Genomic DNA, 20,672 nt, shown 5'->3' with positions numbered 1-20,672 from the left:
GATCGGCGGCCCGTCCATCGCGGCGGGCTCATCCACCACTCCGACAGGGGCGTGCAATACGTGTCGATCAAGTATTCCGAACGGTTGGCAGAGGCAGGTATCGAACCTTCCGTCGGAAGCGTCGGCGATAGCTACGACAACGCTCTCGCCGAAACGATCAACGGCCTTTACAAGGCTGAGGTCATCCATCGCCGAGGACCATGGCGCAACTTCGAAGCTGTGGAGTTCGCCACGCTGGAATGGGTCGATTGGTTCAACAACCGGCGTCTACTGGAGCCCATTGGAAACATTCCGCCTGCAGAGGCCGAGGAACGATACTACGCCATGCTGGACGCACCAGCCTTGGCCGCATAACTTAAACCAAACGGTCTCCGGCAAAGCCGGTGCGGTTCAAGCCGTAAAATCCGAAGGATGGGACCGGGCTGTGGGGGCGGGCCTGACGTCAGTTCCGAAGGAAGTGATTATGTCCACAGAAGATTGCGTTGACGCATCTCTTTCGGGTCTGGACCAAGGCGAAATGGTCACGGCACCTTCGCTGGAAGACGCTTCAGTTTTACAAGATTACGAGGCAGCATCGAGCAGACTGGTTCAATCAATGTTTAATGGTATGCCAGCCACGCGCTATAGCGTTGCCACGTTGCCCTGAAACATGCGCTGAGACTGTCGAATTTTACGGCCATGACTGCTACCTAGCATACCCGGAGCCCGGGTCCCTTGCGAGAGCGGCAAGAAACGTCCGCCAGAGCGGCCAGAGTCATGCTCTCGCTGGGGCACGAATATGCATTATCCTCAAGGTTCTCTACGTCACCTCTGATGAGGTGACGCAGATAATTCGGACTTGGCACCGAAGCCTCCGTTGAGCCGAGGAGAGCAACGGAGTTGTCTGCTATCGTCTTCCGCGATTGCGGGTCTGGCACTCGTCGCCAGGCATTAGCATGACGTGCTCGCTTCGCGGTGATTGATGCACACGAGACCCACGTCGTCGCCCGTCCCGTTTAGGCGGCGTAGCCTGCTGCTTTCATGACAAGATCGGCGATGTCATCAGGATGCGAGATCAACGATAAATGGCTAGCTTTCAATTCAATTGTGTTAGCGCCCATCCGTTTCGCGAGAAACCGCTCCAGATCTGGATTGATCGTCCGGTCCTCGCTAGACACCGCGTAATAGCTGGGCTTATGGCGCCATGCCGCTTCGGTGACCTTGCCCGAGAGAAGCGTCTTCTGGAAAGGATACTGCGTTGCATACAGCACCTTCGCGCGGGCCGTGGGAATGTCACCGGCGAAGTCCTCGAGGAACGCCTTCTCGCTAAGTCTTCCCTCCTCACCGTCGAAAACAATTCCGGCAGAAGCGGGGGGAGTAGGGAAGGTTTTCGCTAAAGCGCCGAAATCCTCGTTTGCGTCGGGTGCACGGGCGGCGACGTACACGAGCGCCGACACATTAGGATGCATTCCTGCCTGAGTTACAATCATTCCCCCAAATGAGTGCCCGACCAATACTGTTGGCCCATCCTGCCGCGCCAATACTCGCTCCGCAGCAGCAACCGATTCCGAGAGAGTGGTCAGAGGGTTCTGCACGGATGTGATGTTCAAGCCCGTTGGCTGCAGCCTCGATATCACTTCGCTCCAGCAGGAACCATCTGCGAATAGCCCATGGACGAAGACAACGTTACGGGCCTTTTCTGGGCGGCCGGTTGCCGACGCGGCCATGCCTTTGGTTGAAAGCATTGATGCTGCCGCGCCGGCTAGCATAGCAGTTGAAAATGTGCGCCTGTTCATGATCATTCCGAACTTCCCTTCATTGTAAAGCACATGCTTCGGAGGAGTCTTTCGTTGGGAATTCCCCGATCTTACATCGTCACGCCTATGTGATCGGCGCGTAAATTCGAATAATTTCGCGATAGGACGTAACAATGGGTTTCGTCCAAGCGAAAGCGTAGGTGCATGGACACACGGGAAGACAGATGGGCGAAAGCGATGCGCGCGGAACGCACTGGAGATAGCGCTGCATACGAGGCGTTTCTCAGGGCTTTCGCCGGTTCGGTGCGGCGGATCGTCGAGGCGCATCTGCGATATATGGGTTTCAGTCTCTACGAGGCAGAGGATGTCGTACAGGAAGTGCTCATAGCAGTGCATTCCCGTCGCCACCAATGGGATACGCAGCGGTCTCTGCTTCCCTGGCTAAACGCAATTACGCGCTACAAGATCATTGATGCCAGCCGGCGCTTGGGCCGGGACGCACGCACACGCGTCGATTTGACTGAGGAGCAGTGGGCCGGCTTGTTCTCATTCGAGGTGTTCGATCCTGAACGCAATCCGGCAGATGTCGAAAAACTAATTTCCGCCTTGCCCCCTGGCGAACAGGCTGCTGTCCGAGCCATCGGGCTCGAGGGTGCCTCTACCAAAGAGGCCGCGGCGCGTACCGGTTCCACCGAGGGAGCGGTGCGCGTCGCCTTCCATCGCTCGTTGAAGAAACTGATGGCGGCAAGACAGAGAAGAGGCCCCGGGCATGAATGACAATCGACAGCCAACGGACGATCTTATTCGAGGGCTTGCATCACAAGCTGGTAGACGTTCGTCACTCTCGTTCCGTTTCTCGATTGTCCTTCCTGTCGCGCTGGCCTTTTCGATCCTGGCAGCGACTGGCGTCGTTGTGATGATCGCCGGACCTCGCTCCGACCTCATGCAGATACTCCCGACATGGACGTTCCTGTTCAAGGTCATCGGCATGGTTCTTGTAGCTGTCGGCGGGTTTCAGCTTGTTTGGACTGTGGTCCAGCCGGGCCAGGTGCCTCGCACGGTTATCTTTCTTGCTCCGGCACTGGCCTTCCTGCTTATCGGAGCTCTGTTTGATCGGAGCGGCTTTCCCTTGCTTGGGGTTCACACCTACTCGGTGCTAAATTGTGCGGGTACTATCATCATGGCTTCCATCCCGGCGCTCGCCGCTATTCTTTCTGCGATGCGGGCCGGAACGCCCACGCGGCTCAGCCAGGCAGGCGCTATTGCAGGTTTCCTTGCAGGTTCCGTTGGTGGTCTCGCCTATACCATCGCCTGCCTCAACGATGGCGCTGCCTTTGTGGCGGTATGGTATTCGATCGCCATTGCATGTGTAACCGCACTGGGAGCGTTAATCGGGCCCAAACTGTTGAGGTGGTAGCAAGGTCAGTGTGGGAAGACGCTATTCTGCCTTGAAAGCAACGGGATACAGACAGCCATCGGGCTGTGGACCCAGGCGCCAATCTGAAGCGATCTCATGTCTCGGACAGACCGTCTAAAGTCGATGGGCCAATCCGGTCCCCGGGGCAGAGAAAAATCGTCGCCGCTTCGTTCATGACAGAGCCAGAAATGAGCAATTCCTCACGCAGTGCAGCCATCCCTTCACGAATAATTCAAGCCCCGCAGTCCATCAGTGCCGAAGCACAAGCGGCACTGTCGCGCTTGGTCGACGAGGACGGCAGCCCTGTCAATGCGCGGTTCGAAATGCCGTCCCCAGAGGATTTTCCAAGCTGGATGATGATGAAAGCCGCAGTAGATGCGCATTACGCCGCCGCGGCTAATGATCGGCGTCGCTGACTAACTTGGGTGCCGAACGCTTGGCACATTATTCCGAAAATATCGCTTGTATTATGGACTGAATGGTTCCATATTAACACCATGGTCAAGCGCACTCAAATATCCGCGTCCGTTGGTCGCCCTCGAGAATTTGAACTCGATGAAGCAGTTCGAAAAGCAATGCAGGTATTCTGGGATCGTGGATATCACGATGCATCACTTCCCGACCTGCTTGAGGGTATGGAGCTTTCCAGAGGCAGCTTTTATAAGGCTTTCGTCGACAAGCGAGGTGTTTATCTGCGTGCCCTCGACGCTTACATCGAGGACGCCGTTCGCTCGGTCGGTGAAACGCTGCATTCCAATCCGTCGCCCAAAGCCGCAATTCGAGACGCTTTTTCTCAACAAGTGGATCAAGCATCGGGGACGGAAGGTCTGCGTGGGTGCTTTGTCGTCTTTGCAGCTGTCGAAATGCTTCCGGAGGATAAAGAGGTCGCACCACGTATTTCCCGGCTGTTCAGACGGTTGCAGGATCTCTATGCGGCGGCGATCATAAGGGCCCAGGCCTTGGGCGAAATCGATCCAAGGCTGGATGAACGAACGCTCGCCAGGTTGCTCGTGTGTCAGATCCAGGGCATGCGGGTTATGGCCAAGGCAGGAGCGGATCGCGCTGAAACCAGGGCCATGGTCGATTTGGCGCTGAGGGCGCTTGAGTGACCCAAATTTGGAACCAAATAGTTCCAAATTCTTAACATAGCAAACTATCGATGATTTTTTGGTCGATGTGGAGACACTTATGAAAGACATCAGCAATCCCGATGACAAACTTGATCCACGTCGATGGATGGCACTGGTCATCCTTTTGACCGGCGCCTTTTTGCCACCGCTCGACTTCTTCATTGTCAATGTGGCACTGCCCTCGATCCGGGAGGATTTCATGGCCTCTGCATCAACGATGCAGCTGATTATCTCCGGTTACGCCACCACCTATGCTGTGATGCTGATCACTGGGGGCAGGCTTGGAGATCTGTATGGTCGACGGAATGTCTTTCTGGCTGGCATGGTCGGGTTTGCAGCCGCATCTGCTTTGTGCGGGTTCTCCTGGTCTCCAGCCGCGTTGATCGCCGGTCGTATCCTTCAGGGGCTTGCCGCGGCCATCATGGCACCGCAGGCGCTGGCGTCGATCAATGCAATTTTTCCAGACCACGAGAAATCAAAGGCACTCAGCTTTTACGCCCTGACATTTGGTGTTGCATCGATGGCTGGCCTGTTTCTCGGTGGAGCGCTAATCGCACTGAATATCTTCGGCCTCGGATGGAGGGCCATTTTCCTGATCAACCTCCCGGTGATTGCGATCGCTGCGCCGCTGGCCACCTTCATGTTGCGCGAAACCCGCTCGGAACACCCAACCAATCTTGATTTGGGCGGAGCTTTGCTGATAGCGCTCGCGCTTTTTGCCCTGATCGCGCCGCTTATCGAGGGCCGGGAGCGGGGGTGGCCAATCTGGTTGCTTCTGATGCTCTGTGCTTCACCAGTGCTTTTCGCCTTGTTCTGGCGGCATGAGCGAAACGTCGAGACAGCCGGCGGAAATCCTATCCTTGAACCAAGCCTGCTGAACGTCTCGGGGTTGAAGCGCGGTTTGACAGCTGCCTTCTTCTTCTACTCTCTGGCGGCATTCTGGCTCGTATTCTCGGTTTATCAACAGAGCGGCCTTGGCCGCACGCCATTTGAAGCCGGGCTGGCCATCCTGCCTGCCGCAGCCGGTTTTGTCCTTGGCCCTTTTGCAAGCGAGCGCGTCCTCCGCTTCTTTGGAAGATATTCCGCTGCCGTTGGCATGGGGCTGCAAGCCGGCGGCCTGTTTGCAACGGCCGCCCTGATCTCAAGTGATCATGCCCAGTTCCTCTCTCTAGCGCTCTTTCTCATTGGGGCGGGGCAGGGGATCGCGCTTCCAAACCTTCTGAAGAGCGTAGTGCAGCGCGTCGCCAGACCGCAATCTGGACTGGCCTCCGGCCTCGTCAACTCCACACTTCAGATTGGCGGCGCATTCGCGGTGGCAATCATTGGTGGGCTGTTCTTCTTGATTTTGGGGTCTGCAACCGATGCCGGATCCGTCGGCCGGGCATATAGCGTGGCAGCAATCGCAATCGCACTCTGTCTTCTCGTCGCAGGATGGCTTTCCGCCGGCCTCCGTCGAACAACGCGGTGCGTCGATGAGCACGCGCATTGACGGGATCAATGACCAACCCTGCATTGACGGCTTGATCATTCCCGCCTCCACGTCGGTCCCCACAAGAGGACCATTCTCTACAGCTCAAAACAAAACTATTTCGGAGAAAAACCGCCATGAACAACATCCATGATCTTCCTCTTTCGGGTAAGCGCGCGCTTGTTACCGGTGCAGCACGCGGGATCGGCGCGGCTATCGCGCTGAAGCTGGCCAAAGATGGTGCCGACGTTGCGATAACCTATGAGAAATCGGCCGAAAAAGCCGAAGCTCTCGCCGCCGAGATCAGAACTATGGGCCGTAAAGCTGTGGCCATTCAGGCCGATGCAGCAAGCACAGCCGCCGCGACGGCTACCGTCGAGCGTACCGTGACTGAACTCGGCGGCCTCGATATTCTGGTTAACAATGCCGGCGTCCTTTTCGCAGGAGATTTCGCGGTACAGCCACTGGAGGAAATTGATCTGCAACTAAACGTCAATGTTCGCGGCGTGTTTCTGATCACCCAGGCAGCGCTGAAACACATCCCGAATGGCGGCCGTATCATCAGCACCGGAAGCAACGCGGGTCTGGCGGTTCCATTTGCAGGAATCGCGGTTTATGCGGCGACCAAATCAGCGCTGGAAAGCTTCACGCGCGGCCTGGCGCGTGAACTGGGTCCAAGGGAGATTACCGTCAATCTGGTCCGACCGGGGCCGATCGACACTGAGATGAACCCTGCCGACGGAGCTCTCGCGCCTGCCATCCTGCCAAAACTGTCGATCGCCCGGTATGGCAGAACCAAGGAAGTGGCGGAGGCCGTCGCTTTCCTCGCTGGTCCCGGTGCAGCCTATATCACCGGCTCGGGCATCCTAGTCGATGGCGGCATAAGCGCTTGAGCATCGGCACGAGGCGGCGGACCATACGCCTCGTGCACCGCAATCTATTCAGCCGCACCGAAAAAGGCGGAGAATCATGGAATATACAGGCGTTGGAACCGCGAGCCTTGAGATTTCGCGCCTCTGTCCTGCATGCATGATTTTGGGCGAACCTGAAACAGATGGAACCGGAGAGAGCATTTGAAGACCATCGGCATACTTGGTGGAATGTCCGCCGCCTCGACGCAGATTTATTATCGTGAACTCTGCAGACTCACCCGCGAGACCCTGGGAGGACTTCATTCTCCTGAGCTTCTGATACGATCCGTCGACTTTGATGAAATCGAAAGGTTGCAGGTGTCTTCCAATTGGGACGCGGCGGCAGATATCCTGAATGAGAAAGCCATTGCTTTAGAGCGTGGAGGCGCCGAGCTCCTCATCATGGCGACGAACACCATGCACAAGGTGGCGGACAGGATCCTGGCCGGGCTGTCGATCCCGTTCGTACACATCGCGGACGCCACGGCGACGGCAATCCTCGACGGCGGCTTTCGCAAGCCGGGCCTGATGGCGACCGCCTTCACGATGGAGCAAAACTTCTATACCGATCGCCTGACTGCCCGGGCACTGTTTCCGACAATTCCTGAAGCCGGAGATCGAGCGGAGACCCATCGCATCATCTACGACGAGCTGTGCCGCGATGTCGTAACCAAGGAAAGCCGTTTGACGTACGAATTGATCGCGCAGCGACTGATCAATCGGGGCTGCGATTGTCTGATCCTTGGTTGCACGGAGGTGGGCATGCTGTTGAACCAGGATAATGTCGCCGTCCCTGTCTTCGATACGACTCTCATTCACTGTGAAGCGGCTCTTAGGGCGGCGCTGGATTGATGTGCTGCCGGTTGTGGCTCGGCGGATATGTCGTACGAGGCGCTCTGGGTTCAGGTCTTGGCGAATAGGGTTAAACCTGTTCTCCAAGGTGCTGTTGGACCCATTTCACCTCTTCCGATGCCGTACGCCCAAAATGCCGTCTGAAATCGCGGCTGAATTGAGCGGGACTGACATAACCGACCGATGCAGCCACGGCAGCAATGGTCCCGCTCTGGCGCGCAATCATGAGTCTCGCCTCGTGGAGTCGCATCGCCTTCACGTATTGCATCGGACTTGAGCCGGTCAGGTTTTTGAAGTGAACGTGGTACGAAGGGACGCTCATGCCCACGCTTTTGGCAAGATCCGCGACAGTGATGTCAGAACCGTAGTTCTCGCGAAGCCACGCTACGCTTTCGACCAGTTTTCCGGACGCCCCCTTTCGCTGAAGGGCCGCGATCATCGCGCCGCCTTGCGGGCCGACCATGACGCGGTAGTGCAATTCGCGCAGGATGGAGCTTCCGATCACAGCGACCTCGGCCGGGCTTTGGAGTGCCTCGACCAGGCGTAGCAGCACGTCCTTGATGCTGCGGTCGATCCTGCTGGAGAATAGTCCTTTCGGTGTGGCGCTCGGAGAACCTGCATGTTGTTCGACCTGCATGGCGATTTCTACCGCCACCTGCATGTCGAACTCGAAATAGATCGCCAGCAACGGCCTCTGCGGACTGGCTGTGGAGGTCATCCTGAAGGAAACGGGTACCGAAACGACAAGATAGTGATCCTCATCGTAAAGGTAGGCTTCCCCATCCAAGATGCCGTGCTTGCTTCCCTGTAATACGAAGACTGCCCCCGGCTTATAGAGAACCGGAACGTCGTTCAGGACTGCTTCAGTGCGCAGGATACGCACACCACTGATTGCCGTCTGATTGTAGCCGAGACGGGGAGCAAGTTGCCCGGCCAGGGCGACAAGCCGGTCATGGCCAACGGACGGTTCTTCATAAATCATAGGATTTGGCAAAATAACGAGAGGATTCGCAATCGAATTGAGAGAACCACCAGATTATCTGTCAGCATGCATAAATCAAGGAGTTTCGAAAATGTCGAGAAAAACGTTTTTTATAACGGGTGTAAGTTCGGGTTTCGGGTTGGCGATCGCCACTGCCGCTATTGACGCCGGTCACAAGGTTATCGGCACCATCCGCTCTGAGGCCTCGCGCAAAGCCTTGGCGGACACTCTTCCGACACTACATCCGGTTCTTTGCGACGTCACCGAATTCGACCGAATCCCGGACGTCGTCCGACAAGTCGAGGAAGAACACGGTCCAGTCGACGTCCTAATCAACAATGCAGGATACGGACACGAGGGTGTGCTTGAGGAATCGCCGATTGAGGAGATGCGCCGCCAGTTCGACGTGAACGTGTTTGGTGCCGTTGCGGTCGCCAAGGCTTTTCTCCCAAGGTTCCGTGAGCGCCGCCGTGGCTTTATCGTGAACGTTACGTCGATGGGCGGCATGATCACTATGCCCGGCATCGCCTATTACTGCGGCAGCAAGTTCGCGCTCCAAGGCATTTCCGAGGTCATGCGGTCGGAAATGGCGCCGTTTGGAGTTCACGTGACAACGCTTTGCCCCGGCTCATTTCGGACAGATTGGGCGGGGCGTTCGATGGTCCGCACAGAGAGGTCGATTGCGGATTACGATAGCCTTTTTGATCCGATCCGCAAGGCGCGTCAGGCCGTGAGTGGCAAGCAGCTCGGCGATCCCCAAAAACTGGCGACCGCTGTGCTTACTCTCATCGCCTCCGCCAATCCCCCGCCGCAGCTCCTCCTCGGCAGCGATGCGCTCAAGCACGTGATAGCGCGGATCGAGCGCTTGCAACAAGAACTCGACGCCTGGAAGGCTCTTACAGTTTCTACGGACGGCTAAACAAAAAGGACGGATTGCTCTTGACCTCCTGCCTACTAGAAGGTAGACAGAGGTCATGAGCAATCTTTCGAATACTTCTGACGAAATCCTGGCCTCTGCGCGCAACTTAATCATGAGTGGAGGTTACAATGGGTTCAGCTATGCAGATATCTCGGAAGTGGTCGGCATACGTAAGGCTAGCATCCACCATCACTTTCCCAGCAAGGTCGATCTGGTGCGTGAGCTGGTCAAGCGTTACCGGGAAGACGGTCAGGCGAGCGTTGTCACCCTTGAACAGAATGTTCCAGACGCAATGGACATCCTCAAGATCTATGCGAACCACTGGGCCAAATGCATCGAGGATGCGAGTAGGCCCTATTGTGTGTGTGCTTTGCTCGCCAGCGAATTGCCATCTCTTCCGCCGGAAGTCGCAACAGAGGTGACGGCATTCTTTCGCTTTATCTCCTCGTGGCTGACGGCGGTCATGGAACGTGGCTACAAAAGCGGGACGCTCAGTCTCACGAGCGAACCGCATGTCGAAGCCGAATCATTTCTGGCGACAGTATATGGGGCGATGCTCTCGGCGAGAGCCTACGGGAAACCGGAGGTCTTTTCGACAATACTTGCACCTGCTCTCAACCGCATTACGCCGACTGTCTCTCACTAATCCTGTGTGGCTAAGGCTACCCGGGTGAACCGCGTCCCTCAAAACTACCAACTAGTAGGAAGATCAAAGTGAAAAATGTTTTCTCAGCTCTGGCCCTCGGGCTGGCCAGCATCCTGTCTGTAACAATCCTTTCGACGCCCGCGTTTGCCGAAGATAAGAAAGCCGCGCCAATCCATGTCCGCGGCAGCATCGTCGACTACCAGGGTTCAACGCTCAAAGTGAAGACGCGCGAGGGTGAGACCATTGATGTAGCGCTTGCCGACGACTGGAAGTTGGCAGGGGTCGCGGACGCAAAGGTCACAGACATCAAGCCAGGCGATTTCGTCGGTATTGCATCCCTGCCAAAGGCCGATGGCGGCGATGGAGCGCTTGAGGTCCTCATTTTCCCGCCGGCTATGAAAGGCCTTGGCGAAGGCAGCTACGGCTGGGATCTGAAGCCCGACAGCAGCATGACCAATGCGACGGTCGCGGATGCCGTCAAGGACGTTGATGGCCGGACCGTCACGGCCACCTATCATGGGAAGGAAAAGAAGATCGCCATTCCGGATGGGACACCTGTCGTGACCATCGCTGGAGCCACCAAGGATGATCTCGTTCCCGGCGCCGTTGTCTTTATCACCGCCGAAAAGGCTGCAACAGGCCCGATCGCCCACCAGGTAGTCGTCGGCAAGAATGGCGTGGTTCCACCCATGTGAAGACCACGCCGTCACTGGCCGGAGCAGCCGCCTTACTGCTTCGGCCAGCGACTACAGATCGACGCTGCTTGATCTTCAGCCGTAAAATGCCACAGATGAAAGACGTTGAGATGAGTGCAAACGCTTCCAATGACAATGTTCAATATCCTCGGACGATCTTCATCCGCCGGCACTCGGTTGTGACCCGTGTCACGCACTCGCTGAACATGCTTTGCCTGAGTTTCCTTCTTTTGAGCGGGCTGCAGATCTTCAACGCCCACCCGGAGCTTTATTGGGGTCATTACGGCGCGAACGGCGACCCCGCCGTCCTGACAATCGGCTCCGACGATGATGCAGGCACGCCAAGCGGCTTCTTGCGTGTCGCAGGGCTACAAATCCCTACAACCGGCGTCCTCGGTGTTTCCAATGTTGATGGGGAGCCGACTGAGCGCGCTTTTCCGGCCTGGGCAACAATCCCCTCGTTCCAGGATCTCGCGGCCGGACGTCGCTGGCATTTCTTCTTTGCCTGGCTATTTGTGATCAACGGCATTCTCTATCTGAGCTTCAGCCTGCTCAGCGGACATTTTAGGCGAGATTTGGCGCCGACGGCGGATGAACTCTCGCCCCGCCATCTCGGCCGCGAGGTTCTGGACCACGCCCGTCTCCGCTTTCCCGAAGGGGAGGAGGCCAGGCATTATAATGCGCTTCAAAAGCTCACCTATCTGGCCGTTATTGTCGTCCTCCTGCCTCTGATGGTTCTCACAGGCCTGACCATGTCGCCCGGTGTCGATGCCGCTCTCCCCGCCTTGGTCGAGATTTTTGGCGGACGTCAATCTGCGCGCACCATTCATTTTATCACCGCATCGGCTCTGGTGCTGTTCGTCATCGTGCATGTGGCAATGGTAGTCCTGTCCGGGACCTGGAACAACATCCGCTCGATGATCACCGGACGCTATGCGATCCAGGAGAAAGGCCCGAAATCATGAGCAAGCTTTTCACCCGACGCCGCTTTCTCATCGGCGGCACGCTCGGGGCCAGCGCCCTTACTCTCTCGGGTTGCGACCTCTTGGACCAGAACGCAGACGTCGCAAAAGTCCTTCGCTCAGCTGAGCATCTGACCATAAAAGCCCAAAGACTGCTTCAGGGGCGCGATTCACTGGCGCGCGAGTTTGACGAAAAGGACATTTCCCCCTCCTTCCGTGTCAATGGAACGAGTGCTCCCGACAGCGATGAATATGCGGAGCTGCTGGAAGGCAAGTTCGCAAACTGGCGACTGAAGATCGACGGTCTTGTTGATCGACCTCAGACGTTTTCACTCGCTGGTCTGAAGGCGCTTCCTTTCCGCACCCAGATTACCCGCCATGACTGCGTCGAAGGCTGGAGTGCGATCGGTAAATGGAAAGGCGTCCCGCTCTCCCACCTGTTGCGCCTCACCGGGGTCAAGCCAACGGCGCGCTACGTCGTATTGCATTGTGCCGACGAACTCGAAAAGACGCTCGACGGAAGCGGTCGTTACTATGAGAGCATTGATCTCATCGATGCGGCCCATCCTCAAACCATCCTCGCCTACCAGATGAACGGCCAGGATCTCAGCGTCGGCCACGGCGCGCCCTTGCGCCTCAGGGTCGAGCGACAACTTGGCTACAAACAGGCAAAATACATCATGCGCATCGAACTGGTCGACAGCTTCGCCGGGCTGTGGGGTGGGAACGGCGGCTATTGGGAAGACCGTGGCTACGAGTGGTACGCCGGCATCTGAGGTAATCGAAATGGTGAACCACAGGAAAACAATCCATGAGCCTTCGGAAAGGCATGGGCATCAAGCGTTGCCCACGGCGGCGGGACGACGGTTTCTTCTCGCGACGGCCAGGACCTCGATAGTCCCGAAATGTCAGCCGGGAAACTCTCCGGCAAAGCGATCGGATCCGCCGTACTGAATGGGAGGAGAACACCCTCTTGGGCAAGCATTTAGCCTTCATCTGACGACGCTTGCGCGAACCATTAAACAACCAGTTCAGAAAGTGAAAGAAAACGATGTCGAACAACCAGACCTCCCGTGCCGCGCGCGGCAACGACCAGTGGCTCAAGCAGTATTACTTTACCAGAGCGGCCTTCTCATCGCTGTGGGTCGCGACTGCGTTGACGGCCGGACAACATTCCTTTGCGGTGGCTGCCGCACTGCTGATCATTTACCCCGCTTGGGATGCAGTCGCCAACGTTATCGATGCCGCGAGGAACGGTGGTCTTGCCGCCAACCGGAGCCAAGCGATCAACGTCGCCGCGAGCTCGGTTATGACGATAGCCGTGGTTCTGGCGTTGACAATGAACATGAACTGGGTTCTCGGCGCCTTCGGTCTATGGGCGATCTTTTCAGGGCTGTTGCAGCTTGGAACTGCCGTGCGGCGTTGGAGAACGAGTGGAGGTCAGTGGGCGATGGTTTTGAGCGGCGGCCAATCCGCTGTAGCCGGCGCGCTCTTCATCTTCCAGGCGCAAATGCCGCAGGAGCCTTCTATCTCCACGGTTGCGGGTTACGCTGGCGTCGGTGCATTCTACTTCCTGGTTTCGGCAATTTGGCTCACGATCGCGCTGTCGCGTCGCAGTTTGCGTCCCATCGCATAAGCGCTACGTCGGGCTAATCAAACCGCTTGGAAGATACTCAAATGACGACAGATGATGCGGCAGGGGAACTTGCTTGCTATCGGAGGACCATCGACAATCTGGATGCATCTCTCCTCTATATCTTGGCTGAACGCTTTCGCTGTACCGAGCAAGTCGGCCACTTGAAAGCCGAACAGTCAATGCCGGCGAGCGATACTGAGCGAGAGCGACGCCAATTGGATCGACTGATGAGCATCGCCAATGAGGTTGGCCTCAGTCGGCACTTTGTGGGAGCTCTGATGACAATGATCGTAGGCGCCGTGGTGGAGCGGCACAACGAGATTGCGGCCGGGAAGTAATTGTGTGTCGCGCTTGTCCGACCGTGGCCGTCGATTGGCGGAGGAAATCGATCTTCTTAAGGCGGCTTACCATGCAGAGGCATTCGTGAGGTGGTCCGAGACGGTCGAGATAAACGCCCGAAGACGCTGAAGTCGTCGCAGGTCCCGGTGATATCCCATCCAGATGTCTCGCGCCGGCGGGGGCTTCGGGAGGTCCAGTCTGCGGATACCCGGTATATGATTGCCCACTACGAGGGGCAGGACGGCGATCCCAACGCCCTGCCGACACATGCGTCCCTGAACATTGCGGTTGTTCGATCGCAGGACGGGTCTCGCGTTTGGGAAGCTCTCGATGAGCCAGGCGATATCGGGGAACTGTCCGGTCGACGTATCGTGGGTGATCAGCCGGAAGCCAGTCCCGTCGCCATATTTCGGATCAGGCGACTGCTCGGCGATGTAGACGCCGTATCCAAGCCGGAAGAGCCGCCGCTGAATGATATCGGCAGTGTCGAACGGAACGATGCGAAAGGCGACGTCGGCCTCCCTCTGTGCGAGGTTGAACAGGCGAGTACCGGTCAGGATTTCGACGTCTACATTGGGGTAGGCTTTGGAGAAATCTGCCAGGATGGGAGGCAGGACATAGGCCCCGAACCAGTCCGCTGACGAGATGCGCAGATTGCCTTTGAGGTTCTGCTCCTGCCCGGCGAGCCGGCGCTCCATGGCCAGCGCGCCTTCTTCCATCTGCTCTGCCAGAGCGATGATCCCATGGCCTTCCTCGGTGAGTACGAGACCGTCCGCGGTCCGTTGGAAGAGCGTGTGGCCGATCGCCTCCTCAAGGGCACGCAGTCGTCTGCCGACGGTCGGATGGCTTGTATGAAGAGCACGCGCAGCGCCGCCGAGCGTGCCGGATCGCGCGATCGCAAGGAAGATTTTTACGTCACTCCATTCCACGACCAATCCCTTACAAAAATGAACATTGAAAATACGAAACTGTCACTTCAAGTACAAATATAAACATCTAAATTCAACTCATATTTCGAAAACAAGCGGAGAAACGTCATGAGAACTTGGTTCATCACAGGCTGCTCGAGCGGCTTCGGACAACGGCTCGCGATCGCTGCAGCACAGCGGGGCGATCAGGTTGTCGCGACGGCCCGCAACGTCAACTCGATCGAAGAAATGGCTCGGCCATTCGATGGCCGTATGATCACCTTGCCGCTCGACGTGACAGATGCGACGGCGGCCAATGCCGCGGTCACGAAGGCCGTCGAAGCATTTGGTGGTTTTGACGTGCTGGTGAACAATGCCGGCTACGGACTGTTTGGCGCGCTCGAGGAGGGCACGCCCGAAGAATATCGACCGATGTTCGAGGTGAACGTTTTCGGTCTTATCGAAACCACCAGAGCAGCCTTGCCTGCACTGCGACGTTCGGGCGGAGTGATCGTCAATATGTCTTCTGGCGCAGGGATCGCGGGCAGTGGCGGCGCAGCATATTACAATGCAGCCAAGTTCGCGGTTGAAGGGGTCTCCGAAGCACTCTCCGGCGAGCTGAAGCCGTTCGGCATCCGCGTGCTGATCGTCGAGCCTGGGCCATTTCGGACCGACTTCCTTGGACGTTCGATCACGATGGCGGCCAAGGAGATGCCCGAATACGCCGCGAGTTCGCGCAGGCACTATCGCGAAACCAACGACGGCAATCAGGCGGGCGATCCCGATAAGGCGATCGCGGTGATGCTGCAGGCAGTCGATGCGGATGATGCCCCGCTTCATCTGCCGCTCGGTCCCGCTGCGCATGCGATCGCTGAGCGAAAGCTGGCTTCGTTTCGCCGCGATATCGACACCTGGCGCGACATCTCGATCGCCACCGATTTCGATCAGCCCTGATCTGTTCGCTAGCTCTGCTTGAACGTCACATCGATTGGAAAGTCATCATGATCCCAACATTAAAAGGGTTTACCCAGCAATTGGTGCCGGTGAACGGCATCAAGATCAATGCCGTCACAGGCGGTTCCGGCCCCCCGATCCTTCTGCTTCACGGTTGGCCGGAAACATGGTGGGAATGGCACCATGTGATGCCGCTGCTGGCGGAGCAGTTCAGCGTGGTGGCGATTGATCTACGCGGCGCAGGCTTTTCCGAATGCCCGCTTGACGGCTACGACAAGACGACGATGGCGCGCGACGCGCACGAGGTCATGATTGCCCTTGGGCATCAACGCTATGCCGTATGCGGCCATGACATCGGCGGAATGGTGGCGCTTCCGCAGGCCGCTATCTATCGAGATGCGGTTACTCACCTTGCCGTCCTCGATGTTCCGCTTCCTGGCTGGAGCCAGTGGGAGGCGACAACGGCGAAGATCTGGCACTTCGCGTTCCATGCTAATCGGGATCTGCCGGAACGCCTGATTTATGGCCGCGAACATGACTATGTTTCGGCCTTCATGGCGGAGCGATTTTACGATCACAGCACGTTTGATCCTGAAGATATCGACATTTATGCGAAAGCAATGGCACTTCCTGGTCGCACGCGCGGTGGCATGGAATGGTACCGCACACTGACCGCCGACCATGCGGCCGCGCTTGAATACAAAAAGCAACGGCTCCAGATTCCGGTTTTAGGTCTCGGCGGCGAGCAGCGTTTCGGTGCTCATATGGTCGCGATGCTCAAGGAGTTCGCCACAGATGTAACGGGCGGCTCGATTGCCCGCTGCAGTCACTATGTGGCGGACGAGCGCCCGGATGAAGTGGCCGCTGCTCTCATCGATTTCCTCAAGGCCAAGTGAACTCTGCGATGCGGGCAAATTGAGCTCGATCGCGTTCATCGATTTAACAAGAAAGGAAAATTGTCATGACCGCACCTGTCATTCGCGGCGTCAATCACATCGGCATCACGGTGCCTGACATCGAAGCGGCAAAATCGTTCCTGGTGGAAGCCTTTGGCGGCCAGGTGATCTACCAATCGTTCGGGCCGCAGGATCCGGCCAGGCAAGGACCCGAGTTCGAGCGGGCCACTGGTGCTTACCCGGGAACGGTTGTGCGTGCGCAGGCGATGGTCAAGATCGGAACCGGGCCTGACATCGAGCTCTTTGAAATGCACGGCCCCAAACAAGCGCAACCGGTTACACCGAGCGACTTCGGCATCACGCATTTTGGTGTCTATACCGACGACATCGACGCATCGGTACAGCGCTTTGAGAAGGCTGGCGGAACAGCCCTTACGGCACCACGAGCTATTCCCTACGCAACCGAAAAAGGTCCTGGAAACAGGGTCTGCTATTGCCGAGCGCCGTGGGGCACGATGATTGAGTTTATCACCACGCCTGATCGCATGGCCTATCATGACCAGACGGATCTGCGCAGATGGCAGGATGAGGAATGAGGGTGAGCTTTGATACCTCGTCATCCTGCCACAGCCTCCTGTCGCTTTCGGCGATGGCTGCGGTCTCGGCCCTGGCAGGGTGCGTCTCCACCCCCGGCACGGGCCGGATGGTGGGGCGACAGTCGACGCCTCTCCAGGAACCGATCGGCTCTGTCCACATCGCTCCTGCGCCGACAGATGCCGAACTGGCTGTCATGTACGGTCCTACCGAGGATGGCGGCTTTCTAATCCCGGCGGTTCCCTACAAGCAGATCGATCCGCGCTACTATCTCCAGCAGGTCCTCGACCCGACTGGCGAGGCGCCCGGCACGATCGTCGTCGACACCCCCTCCCGCTTCCTCTGTCTCGTCCAGCCGGGCGGGACCGCGATGCGCTATGGTGTCGGGATCGGGCGCGATGGCTTTGCCTGGCAGGGCAACGGCATCATTCAGTGGCGTCAGAAATGGCCGCGTTGGAAGCCGCCGAACGAGATGGTCGCCCGCCAGCCGGAATTGGCCAAATATTCGATCGAAAATGGCGGCATGGAGCCGGGCCTGAAAAATTTGCTGGGTGCGCGAGCGCTGTACATCTTCTCCGGTGGCCACGACACACTCTATCGTCTGCACGGCAATCCGCAATGGCGCTCGATTGGCAAGGCAGTTTCTTCCGGATATGTGCGCCTGCTCAACCAGGACATTATCGACCTCTATGAACGCGTGCCGATTAAGGCTCCAATTGTCGTCAAGCAGTAAGCGCAAGCGATCACGTTCGTCTCTCCTTCGGATAGGGGGAGAGACATATCCTTCAGGCGATTTCAAAGCCTCAGTTATTTCACGCACAAAACTCAAGGAACAACCGACCATGTCGAACTTCAGTAAAGCGGCCGCTGGCCTCATTGCCGCGCTTCTGTCTTCCGCTGCCCTAACAGCCCCAGCCTTAGCGGACGCGCGCAACATCGTGCTTGTCCATGGCGCGCTCGTGGATGGTTCGGGTTGGCGCGGCGTTTATGACATCCTGACCCGCGACGGCTTTCATGTCAGCATCGTCCAGCAGCCACTGACAAGCCTGGATCAGGACGTTGCAGCCACGAAGAGCGTGCTTGATCAGCAGGACGGGGACGTCGTTCTCGTCGGCCACAGCTATGGGGGCACGATCATCACGGCAGCAGGTGATGATCCCAAGGTCAAGGCACTAGTCTATGTTGCGGCACTGCAGCCAGACAAGGGCGAAAGCACCGCACAACTGCTCCAATCGATGCCGTCACCCACCAACGATATCAAGCCGACAAAGGATGGCTTCCTGCTTATCGACCCGGCAAAGTTCGCAGCTGATTTCGGGGCGGATCTACCCAAAGAGCAGGGCGAGTTTATGGCCCGGTCTCAGATGCCTGTCGCCGTCGCGGCCACCAGTGCGCCGGTGTCTATTGCCGCTTGGCACGACAAGCCAAGCTACGGGATTGTTGCGAAGGATGACATGACGATCAATCCGGGCCTTGAGCGCTGGATGTACAAGCGCTCCGGTTCAACTGTGACGGAGATCGACGGTAGTCACGCTATTTATATCTCGCAGGCGGCTGCAGTTGCGAAGGTGATCGAGGAGGCCGCGGAAGCTGCCAAGTAGTGGCGGCATTCATTCTGCAAAAGGCGCTTGTCTCGATGAACTTGCTAGTTGGGTCACGTCCGGGGACGTAACCCAACTATTTTGAGAAACGTACCTGCGCCCGGGAAAGAGCCGTGCCGGGGCGAAGTGAAGGACTGCCCGACATCGCTGGCCGTATTTACTTTTTCATCCAGCGGAGCTTGAAAATTCGCGCCGCTTGTATCAGTGCCGCTAGTAACCAGCAAAGATTGCGAGGACTACTATGGATCGAGAGATCATTATACCCGACGAGATGCAGGAGATCGTCAGCCGAGCAGGCTATGCGCCCGCGGTTAAAGTCGGAGACACAATCTACGTCGTCGGCCAAGTTGGGCGGACCAAGGATCTCGACATCATTCACGATCCTTCAGAGCAATTCAGAGCTATGTGGGACAATTTACGGATGGTTCTGGAAGCCGCTCACTGCACGTTTGATGACATCGTGGAAGTGACAAGCTATCACGTCGAAATGTCCAAGCACATGGACGTGTTCCGGACTGTCAAAAACGAGGTGTTTCCGAAGGGAACCTATGCGTGGACCCGGATAGGTGTCTCTGAACTCGCGCACCAGGGACTTCTCGCTGAGGTGAAATGTGTTGCCGTAAAGCGATGATGGAACCGATATGCCGCGAACGCACCTTTCCACGTTGAGCATACAAGTTACAGCATCTCAGTGTATCGGAGCGGTGGATATCGGTTCGATTCCGGTCAAGAGCGTAAAGCTGCTGGCCGTTTTAGATTGCGGTGTGCCGGAGAGGATTGATGATTTCGACCCCCTGAAAATCTCGCTCATTGTCGGTCACCACAATACAGCCATTGGACTGGGCAATGGCCGCGACAATCGTGTCCAATGCACTTCTTGGGCGGCCCGCCGCTTTTCCTTGTGCCATTAACTCCCCCCAGATGAGCGCGGCCTTTTCGTCGAACGAAAGTATGCGTCCTGCAAAGAGTGCGCGTGGCCCCTCAGTACCGGCAAACCAGGTTTCGAGAGCGGCACGCTTCTTGCCCGCCGGCTTCTCCAGAATTCCTCGGTGTACTTCAGCGATGGTGAGCGATGCGATGAATAAGTCAGCGTCAGCTTGCTCCGCCATCCATATTAGTAGTGACGCTGACGGTTCGGGCTTTATAATGTTGCTAAGAATATTCGTGTCGAGCAGATAACGCATTACAAATCGATCTCTCGACCTCCTTCGCGGGAACGTGAGATTTCGAGTTCTGCTCCAACAAGGGGCGATCGGCGGAGAGCTGCAAGGATACCCCCTCTTATAGGCGGCTCTCCGGCAAGCGTTTCGCTCACGACGGCGCGCAAGCTGGCTGCTTCCGGGCCATCTTCCGCTAACCGGCGCGCTAATGATCTGATCAGGCTCCGGTCGCTATCCCGTCCGAGCACCTCGAAACGAGCAAGGCCGCGGTCGCCTAGGCGGCTCCTATAGTTTTGAATTGCACGTGTCTGAGAACTTGCCATCGAACCCTCCGGATATATATCCAGTAATGTAGCGGCAGACGTATTCTTCTGCAAGTGTTATTGGACCTAATGTTGAATGCATGGGGCGTGAACTAGCTGAGGAAAATTGCGGGGTTGACGGTTCGATTCCCATCAAGGCGTTAACTTACAAGTACGAGCGCGCCGAAAGGCGCGCCCGGTGTTTTCTTCATTTCTGCGGAACGCTTGCGATCGCATCGAAAACTCGAGCTGAATATGTCAGGGCAGCTCCGGCATTGAGTGCGACCGCGACACCCAAGGCCTCTGCAATCTCGCCCTCGGTCGCACCGAGCTCGATGGCCTTCTTGGCATGAACCGCAATACAGCCATCGCAACGCGTAGTAACGGCTACGGCGAGGGCGATAATCTCGTGCATCTTCGGCTCGAGACGACCCGTCTTGTTGCCGCTGCCTTCGATCGTGTTCAGGCCGCGGAGCACGTCCGGGCTCAGCTTGGCGAAGTCGCCAACCCGGCTGATCAGCGCGTCGCGATAGGCGTTCCAGTCCTGCATATTATTCATGACCG

At 57.3% G+C, this 20,672-nt stretch carries 28 protein-coding genes; 22 read left to right on the top strand and 6 right to left on the bottom strand.

Features of this window, described 5'->3' with window-relative positions; genetic code table 11:
- Both F3H58_RS25315 and F3H58_RS25310 read left to right on the top strand, forming a co-directional pair.
- On the top strand, nucleotides 1-354 hold a 354-nt coding region (locus tag F3H58_RS25315), incomplete at its 5' end, for an integrase core domain-containing protein (RefSeq protein WP_149744193.1).
- Between the two features lie 109 nt (nucleotides 355-463).
- Entirely contained in the window at nucleotides 464-646 is a 183-nt protein-coding gene (locus tag F3H58_RS25310; RefSeq protein ID WP_149744192.1) for a hypothetical protein, read from the top strand.
- 349 nt (nucleotides 647-995) lie between these two features.
- Here F3H58_RS25310 and F3H58_RS25305 read toward each other — a convergent pair whose 3' ends face one another.
- On the bottom strand, nucleotides 996-1,781 hold the full coding sequence (locus F3H58_RS25305) for an alpha/beta hydrolase (protein WP_149744191.1): 786 nt from the start codon (nucleotides 1,779-1,781) through the stop codon (nucleotides 996-998).
- A 192-nt stretch (nucleotides 1,782-1,973) separates the two neighbouring features.
- Here F3H58_RS25305 and F3H58_RS25300 point away from each other — a divergent pair, with 192 nt between their 5' ends.
- The 7 genes from F3H58_RS25300 to F3H58_RS25270 all read left to right on the top strand — a co-directional run bounded on the left by F3H58_RS25300 (nucleotide 1,974) and on the right by F3H58_RS25270 (nucleotide 7,514).
- Nucleotides 1,974-2,513 carry a sigma-70 family RNA polymerase sigma factor gene (locus tag F3H58_RS25300; RefSeq protein ID WP_286170099.1) on the top strand — a complete coding sequence of 180 codons (540 nt, stop codon included), beginning with the start codon at nucleotides 1,974-1,976 and terminating at the stop codon, nucleotides 2,511-2,513.
- Nucleotides 2,506-3,153 carry an NrsF family protein gene (locus F3H58_RS25295; RefSeq protein WP_149744189.1) on the top strand — a complete coding sequence of 216 codons (648 nt, stop codon included), beginning with the start codon at nucleotides 2,506-2,508 and terminating at the stop codon, nucleotides 3,151-3,153. The genes F3H58_RS25300 and F3H58_RS25295 overlap by 8 nt, the downstream gene beginning before the upstream one ends.
- Nucleotides 3,154-3,341: 188 nt before the next feature.
- A complete protein-coding gene (locus tag F3H58_RS25290; protein ID WP_286170098.1) occupies nucleotides 3,342-3,569 on the top strand; it encodes a hypothetical protein in 228 nt (75 codons plus the stop codon).
- 9 nt (nucleotides 3,570-3,578) lie between these two features.
- Nucleotides 3,579-4,262, top strand: a complete 684-nt coding sequence (locus F3H58_RS25285) for a TetR/AcrR family transcriptional regulator (protein ID WP_286170097.1) — start codon at nucleotides 3,579-3,581, stop codon at nucleotides 4,260-4,262.
- A gap of 79 nt (nucleotides 4,263-4,341) precedes the next feature.
- On the top strand, nucleotides 4,342-5,772 hold the full coding sequence (locus tag F3H58_RS25280; protein WP_149744188.1) for an MFS transporter: 1,431 nt from the start codon (nucleotides 4,342-4,344) through the stop codon (nucleotides 5,770-5,772).
- A 116-nt stretch (nucleotides 5,773-5,888) separates the two neighbouring features.
- A complete protein-coding gene (locus F3H58_RS25275) occupies nucleotides 5,889-6,644 on the top strand; it encodes an SDR family oxidoreductase (protein ID WP_149744187.1) in 756 nt (251 codons plus the stop codon).
- A gap of 180 nt (nucleotides 6,645-6,824) precedes the next feature.
- A complete protein-coding gene (locus F3H58_RS25270) occupies nucleotides 6,825-7,514 on the top strand; it encodes an aspartate/glutamate racemase family protein (protein WP_149744186.1) in 690 nt (229 codons plus the stop codon).
- Nucleotides 7,515-7,584: 70 nt separating this feature from the next.
- On the opposite strand, the gene F3H58_RS25265 is transcribed toward F3H58_RS25270, so the two are convergent.
- Nucleotides 7,585-8,511, bottom strand: a complete 927-nt coding sequence (locus tag F3H58_RS25265) for an AraC family transcriptional regulator (RefSeq protein ID WP_502706429.1) — start codon at nucleotides 8,509-8,511, stop codon at nucleotides 7,585-7,587.
- A 76-nt stretch (nucleotides 8,512-8,587) separates the two neighbouring features.
- Between F3H58_RS25265 and F3H58_RS25260 the strand changes: the two genes are divergently transcribed.
- The 7 genes from F3H58_RS25260 to F3H58_RS25230 all read left to right on the top strand — a co-directional run bounded on the left by F3H58_RS25260 (nucleotide 8,588) and on the right by F3H58_RS25230 (nucleotide 13,692).
- Nucleotides 8,588-9,415, top strand: a complete 828-nt coding sequence (locus tag F3H58_RS25260; protein ID WP_149744184.1) for an oxidoreductase — start codon at nucleotides 8,588-8,590, stop codon at nucleotides 9,413-9,415.
- Nucleotides 9,416-9,470: 55 nt separating this feature from the next.
- Nucleotides 9,471-10,061 carry a TetR/AcrR family transcriptional regulator gene (locus F3H58_RS25255; protein WP_149744183.1) on the top strand — a complete coding sequence of 197 codons (591 nt, stop codon included), beginning with the start codon at nucleotides 9,471-9,473 and terminating at the stop codon, nucleotides 10,059-10,061.
- Nucleotides 10,062-10,129: 68 nt separating this feature from the next.
- Complete coding sequence (locus tag F3H58_RS25250) at nucleotides 10,130-10,756, top strand: hypothetical protein (RefSeq protein WP_149744182.1); 627 nt, start codon at nucleotides 10,130-10,132, stop codon at nucleotides 10,754-10,756.
- Nucleotides 10,757-10,866: 110 nt separating this feature from the next.
- A complete protein-coding gene (locus F3H58_RS25245) occupies nucleotides 10,867-11,721 on the top strand; it encodes a cytochrome b/b6 domain-containing protein (RefSeq protein ID WP_149744197.1) in 855 nt (284 codons plus the stop codon).
- Nucleotides 11,718-12,494, top strand: a complete 777-nt coding sequence (locus F3H58_RS25240; RefSeq protein WP_080830442.1) for a molybdopterin-binding protein — start codon at nucleotides 11,718-11,720, stop codon at nucleotides 12,492-12,494. The genes F3H58_RS25245 and F3H58_RS25240 overlap by 4 nt, the downstream gene beginning before the upstream one ends.
- Nucleotides 12,495-12,769: 275 nt before the next feature.
- A complete protein-coding gene (locus F3H58_RS25235) occupies nucleotides 12,770-13,354 on the top strand; it encodes a DUF308 domain-containing protein (protein WP_149744181.1) in 585 nt (194 codons plus the stop codon).
- Nucleotides 13,355-13,395: 41 nt separating this feature from the next.
- Entirely contained in the window at nucleotides 13,396-13,692 is a 297-nt protein-coding gene (locus F3H58_RS25230; RefSeq protein ID WP_149744180.1) for a chorismate mutase, read from the top strand.
- A gap of 66 nt (nucleotides 13,693-13,758) precedes the next feature.
- On the opposite strand, the gene F3H58_RS25225 is transcribed toward F3H58_RS25230, so the two are convergent.
- Entirely contained in the window at nucleotides 13,759-14,622 is an 864-nt protein-coding gene (locus F3H58_RS25225) for a LysR family transcriptional regulator (RefSeq protein WP_149744179.1), read from the bottom strand.
- A 108-nt stretch (nucleotides 14,623-14,730) separates the two neighbouring features.
- On the opposite strand from F3H58_RS25225, the gene F3H58_RS25220 reads away from it, so the two are divergent.
- From F3H58_RS25220 to F3H58_RS25195, 6 genes are all read left to right on the top strand, one after another.
- Nucleotides 14,731-15,555 carry an oxidoreductase gene (locus tag F3H58_RS25220; RefSeq protein ID WP_149744178.1) on the top strand — a complete coding sequence of 275 codons (825 nt, stop codon included), beginning with the start codon at nucleotides 14,731-14,733 and terminating at the stop codon, nucleotides 15,553-15,555.
- A gap of 47 nt (nucleotides 15,556-15,602) precedes the next feature.
- On the top strand, nucleotides 15,603-16,451 hold the full coding sequence (locus F3H58_RS25215) for an alpha/beta fold hydrolase (RefSeq protein WP_149744177.1): 849 nt from the start codon (nucleotides 15,603-15,605) through the stop codon (nucleotides 16,449-16,451).
- Between the two features lie 65 nt (nucleotides 16,452-16,516).
- Nucleotides 16,517-17,047 carry a VOC family protein gene (locus F3H58_RS25210; protein ID WP_044460072.1) on the top strand — a complete coding sequence of 177 codons (531 nt, stop codon included), beginning with the start codon at nucleotides 16,517-16,519 and terminating at the stop codon, nucleotides 17,045-17,047.
- The gene (locus F3H58_RS25205; protein WP_371507035.1) at nucleotides 17,044-17,778 is read left to right on the top strand and encodes a L,D-transpeptidase; all 735 of its coding nucleotides are present in this window, start codon (nucleotides 17,044-17,046) and stop codon (nucleotides 17,776-17,778) included. Before F3H58_RS25210 ends, F3H58_RS25205 begins: the two co-directional genes overlap by 4 nt.
- Nucleotides 17,779-17,887: 109 nt before the next feature.
- Complete coding sequence (locus F3H58_RS25200) at nucleotides 17,888-18,646, top strand: alpha/beta fold hydrolase (RefSeq protein WP_080830448.1); 759 nt, start codon at nucleotides 17,888-17,890, stop codon at nucleotides 18,644-18,646.
- A gap of 241 nt (nucleotides 18,647-18,887) precedes the next feature.
- Complete coding sequence (locus F3H58_RS25195) at nucleotides 18,888-19,277, top strand: RidA family protein (protein WP_080830449.1); 390 nt, start codon at nucleotides 18,888-18,890, stop codon at nucleotides 19,275-19,277.
- Between the two features lie 121 nt (nucleotides 19,278-19,398).
- On the opposite strand, the gene F3H58_RS25190 is transcribed toward F3H58_RS25195, so the two are convergent.
- From F3H58_RS25190 to F3H58_RS25180, 3 genes are all read right to left on the bottom strand, one after another.
- Nucleotides 19,399-19,830 (bottom strand): type II toxin-antitoxin system VapC family toxin, encoded by a 432-nt coding sequence (locus F3H58_RS25190; RefSeq protein ID WP_080830425.1) that lies wholly within the window; start codon nucleotides 19,828-19,830, stop codon nucleotides 19,399-19,401.
- On the bottom strand, nucleotides 19,830-20,129 hold the full coding sequence (locus F3H58_RS27630) for a hypothetical protein (RefSeq protein WP_080830426.1): 300 nt from the start codon (nucleotides 20,127-20,129) through the stop codon (nucleotides 19,830-19,832). The genes F3H58_RS25190 and F3H58_RS27630 overlap by 1 nt, the downstream gene beginning before the upstream one ends.
- Nucleotides 20,130-20,316: 187 nt before the next feature.
- Nucleotides 20,317-20,658, bottom strand: a complete 342-nt coding sequence (locus F3H58_RS25180; protein WP_149744196.1) for a carboxymuconolactone decarboxylase family protein — start codon at nucleotides 20,656-20,658, stop codon at nucleotides 20,317-20,319.
- Nucleotides 20,659-20,672 lie beyond the last annotated feature (14 nt).

Source organism: Rhizobium sp. NFACC06-2 (genome assembly GCF_900101425.1).
Classification (GTDB): Bacteria; Pseudomonadota; Alphaproteobacteria; order Rhizobiales; family Rhizobiaceae; genus Agrobacterium; species Agrobacterium leguminum.
Note: the sequence above shows the minus strand (reverse complement) of the source record. Positions and strands in the feature narration are given on the sequence as shown.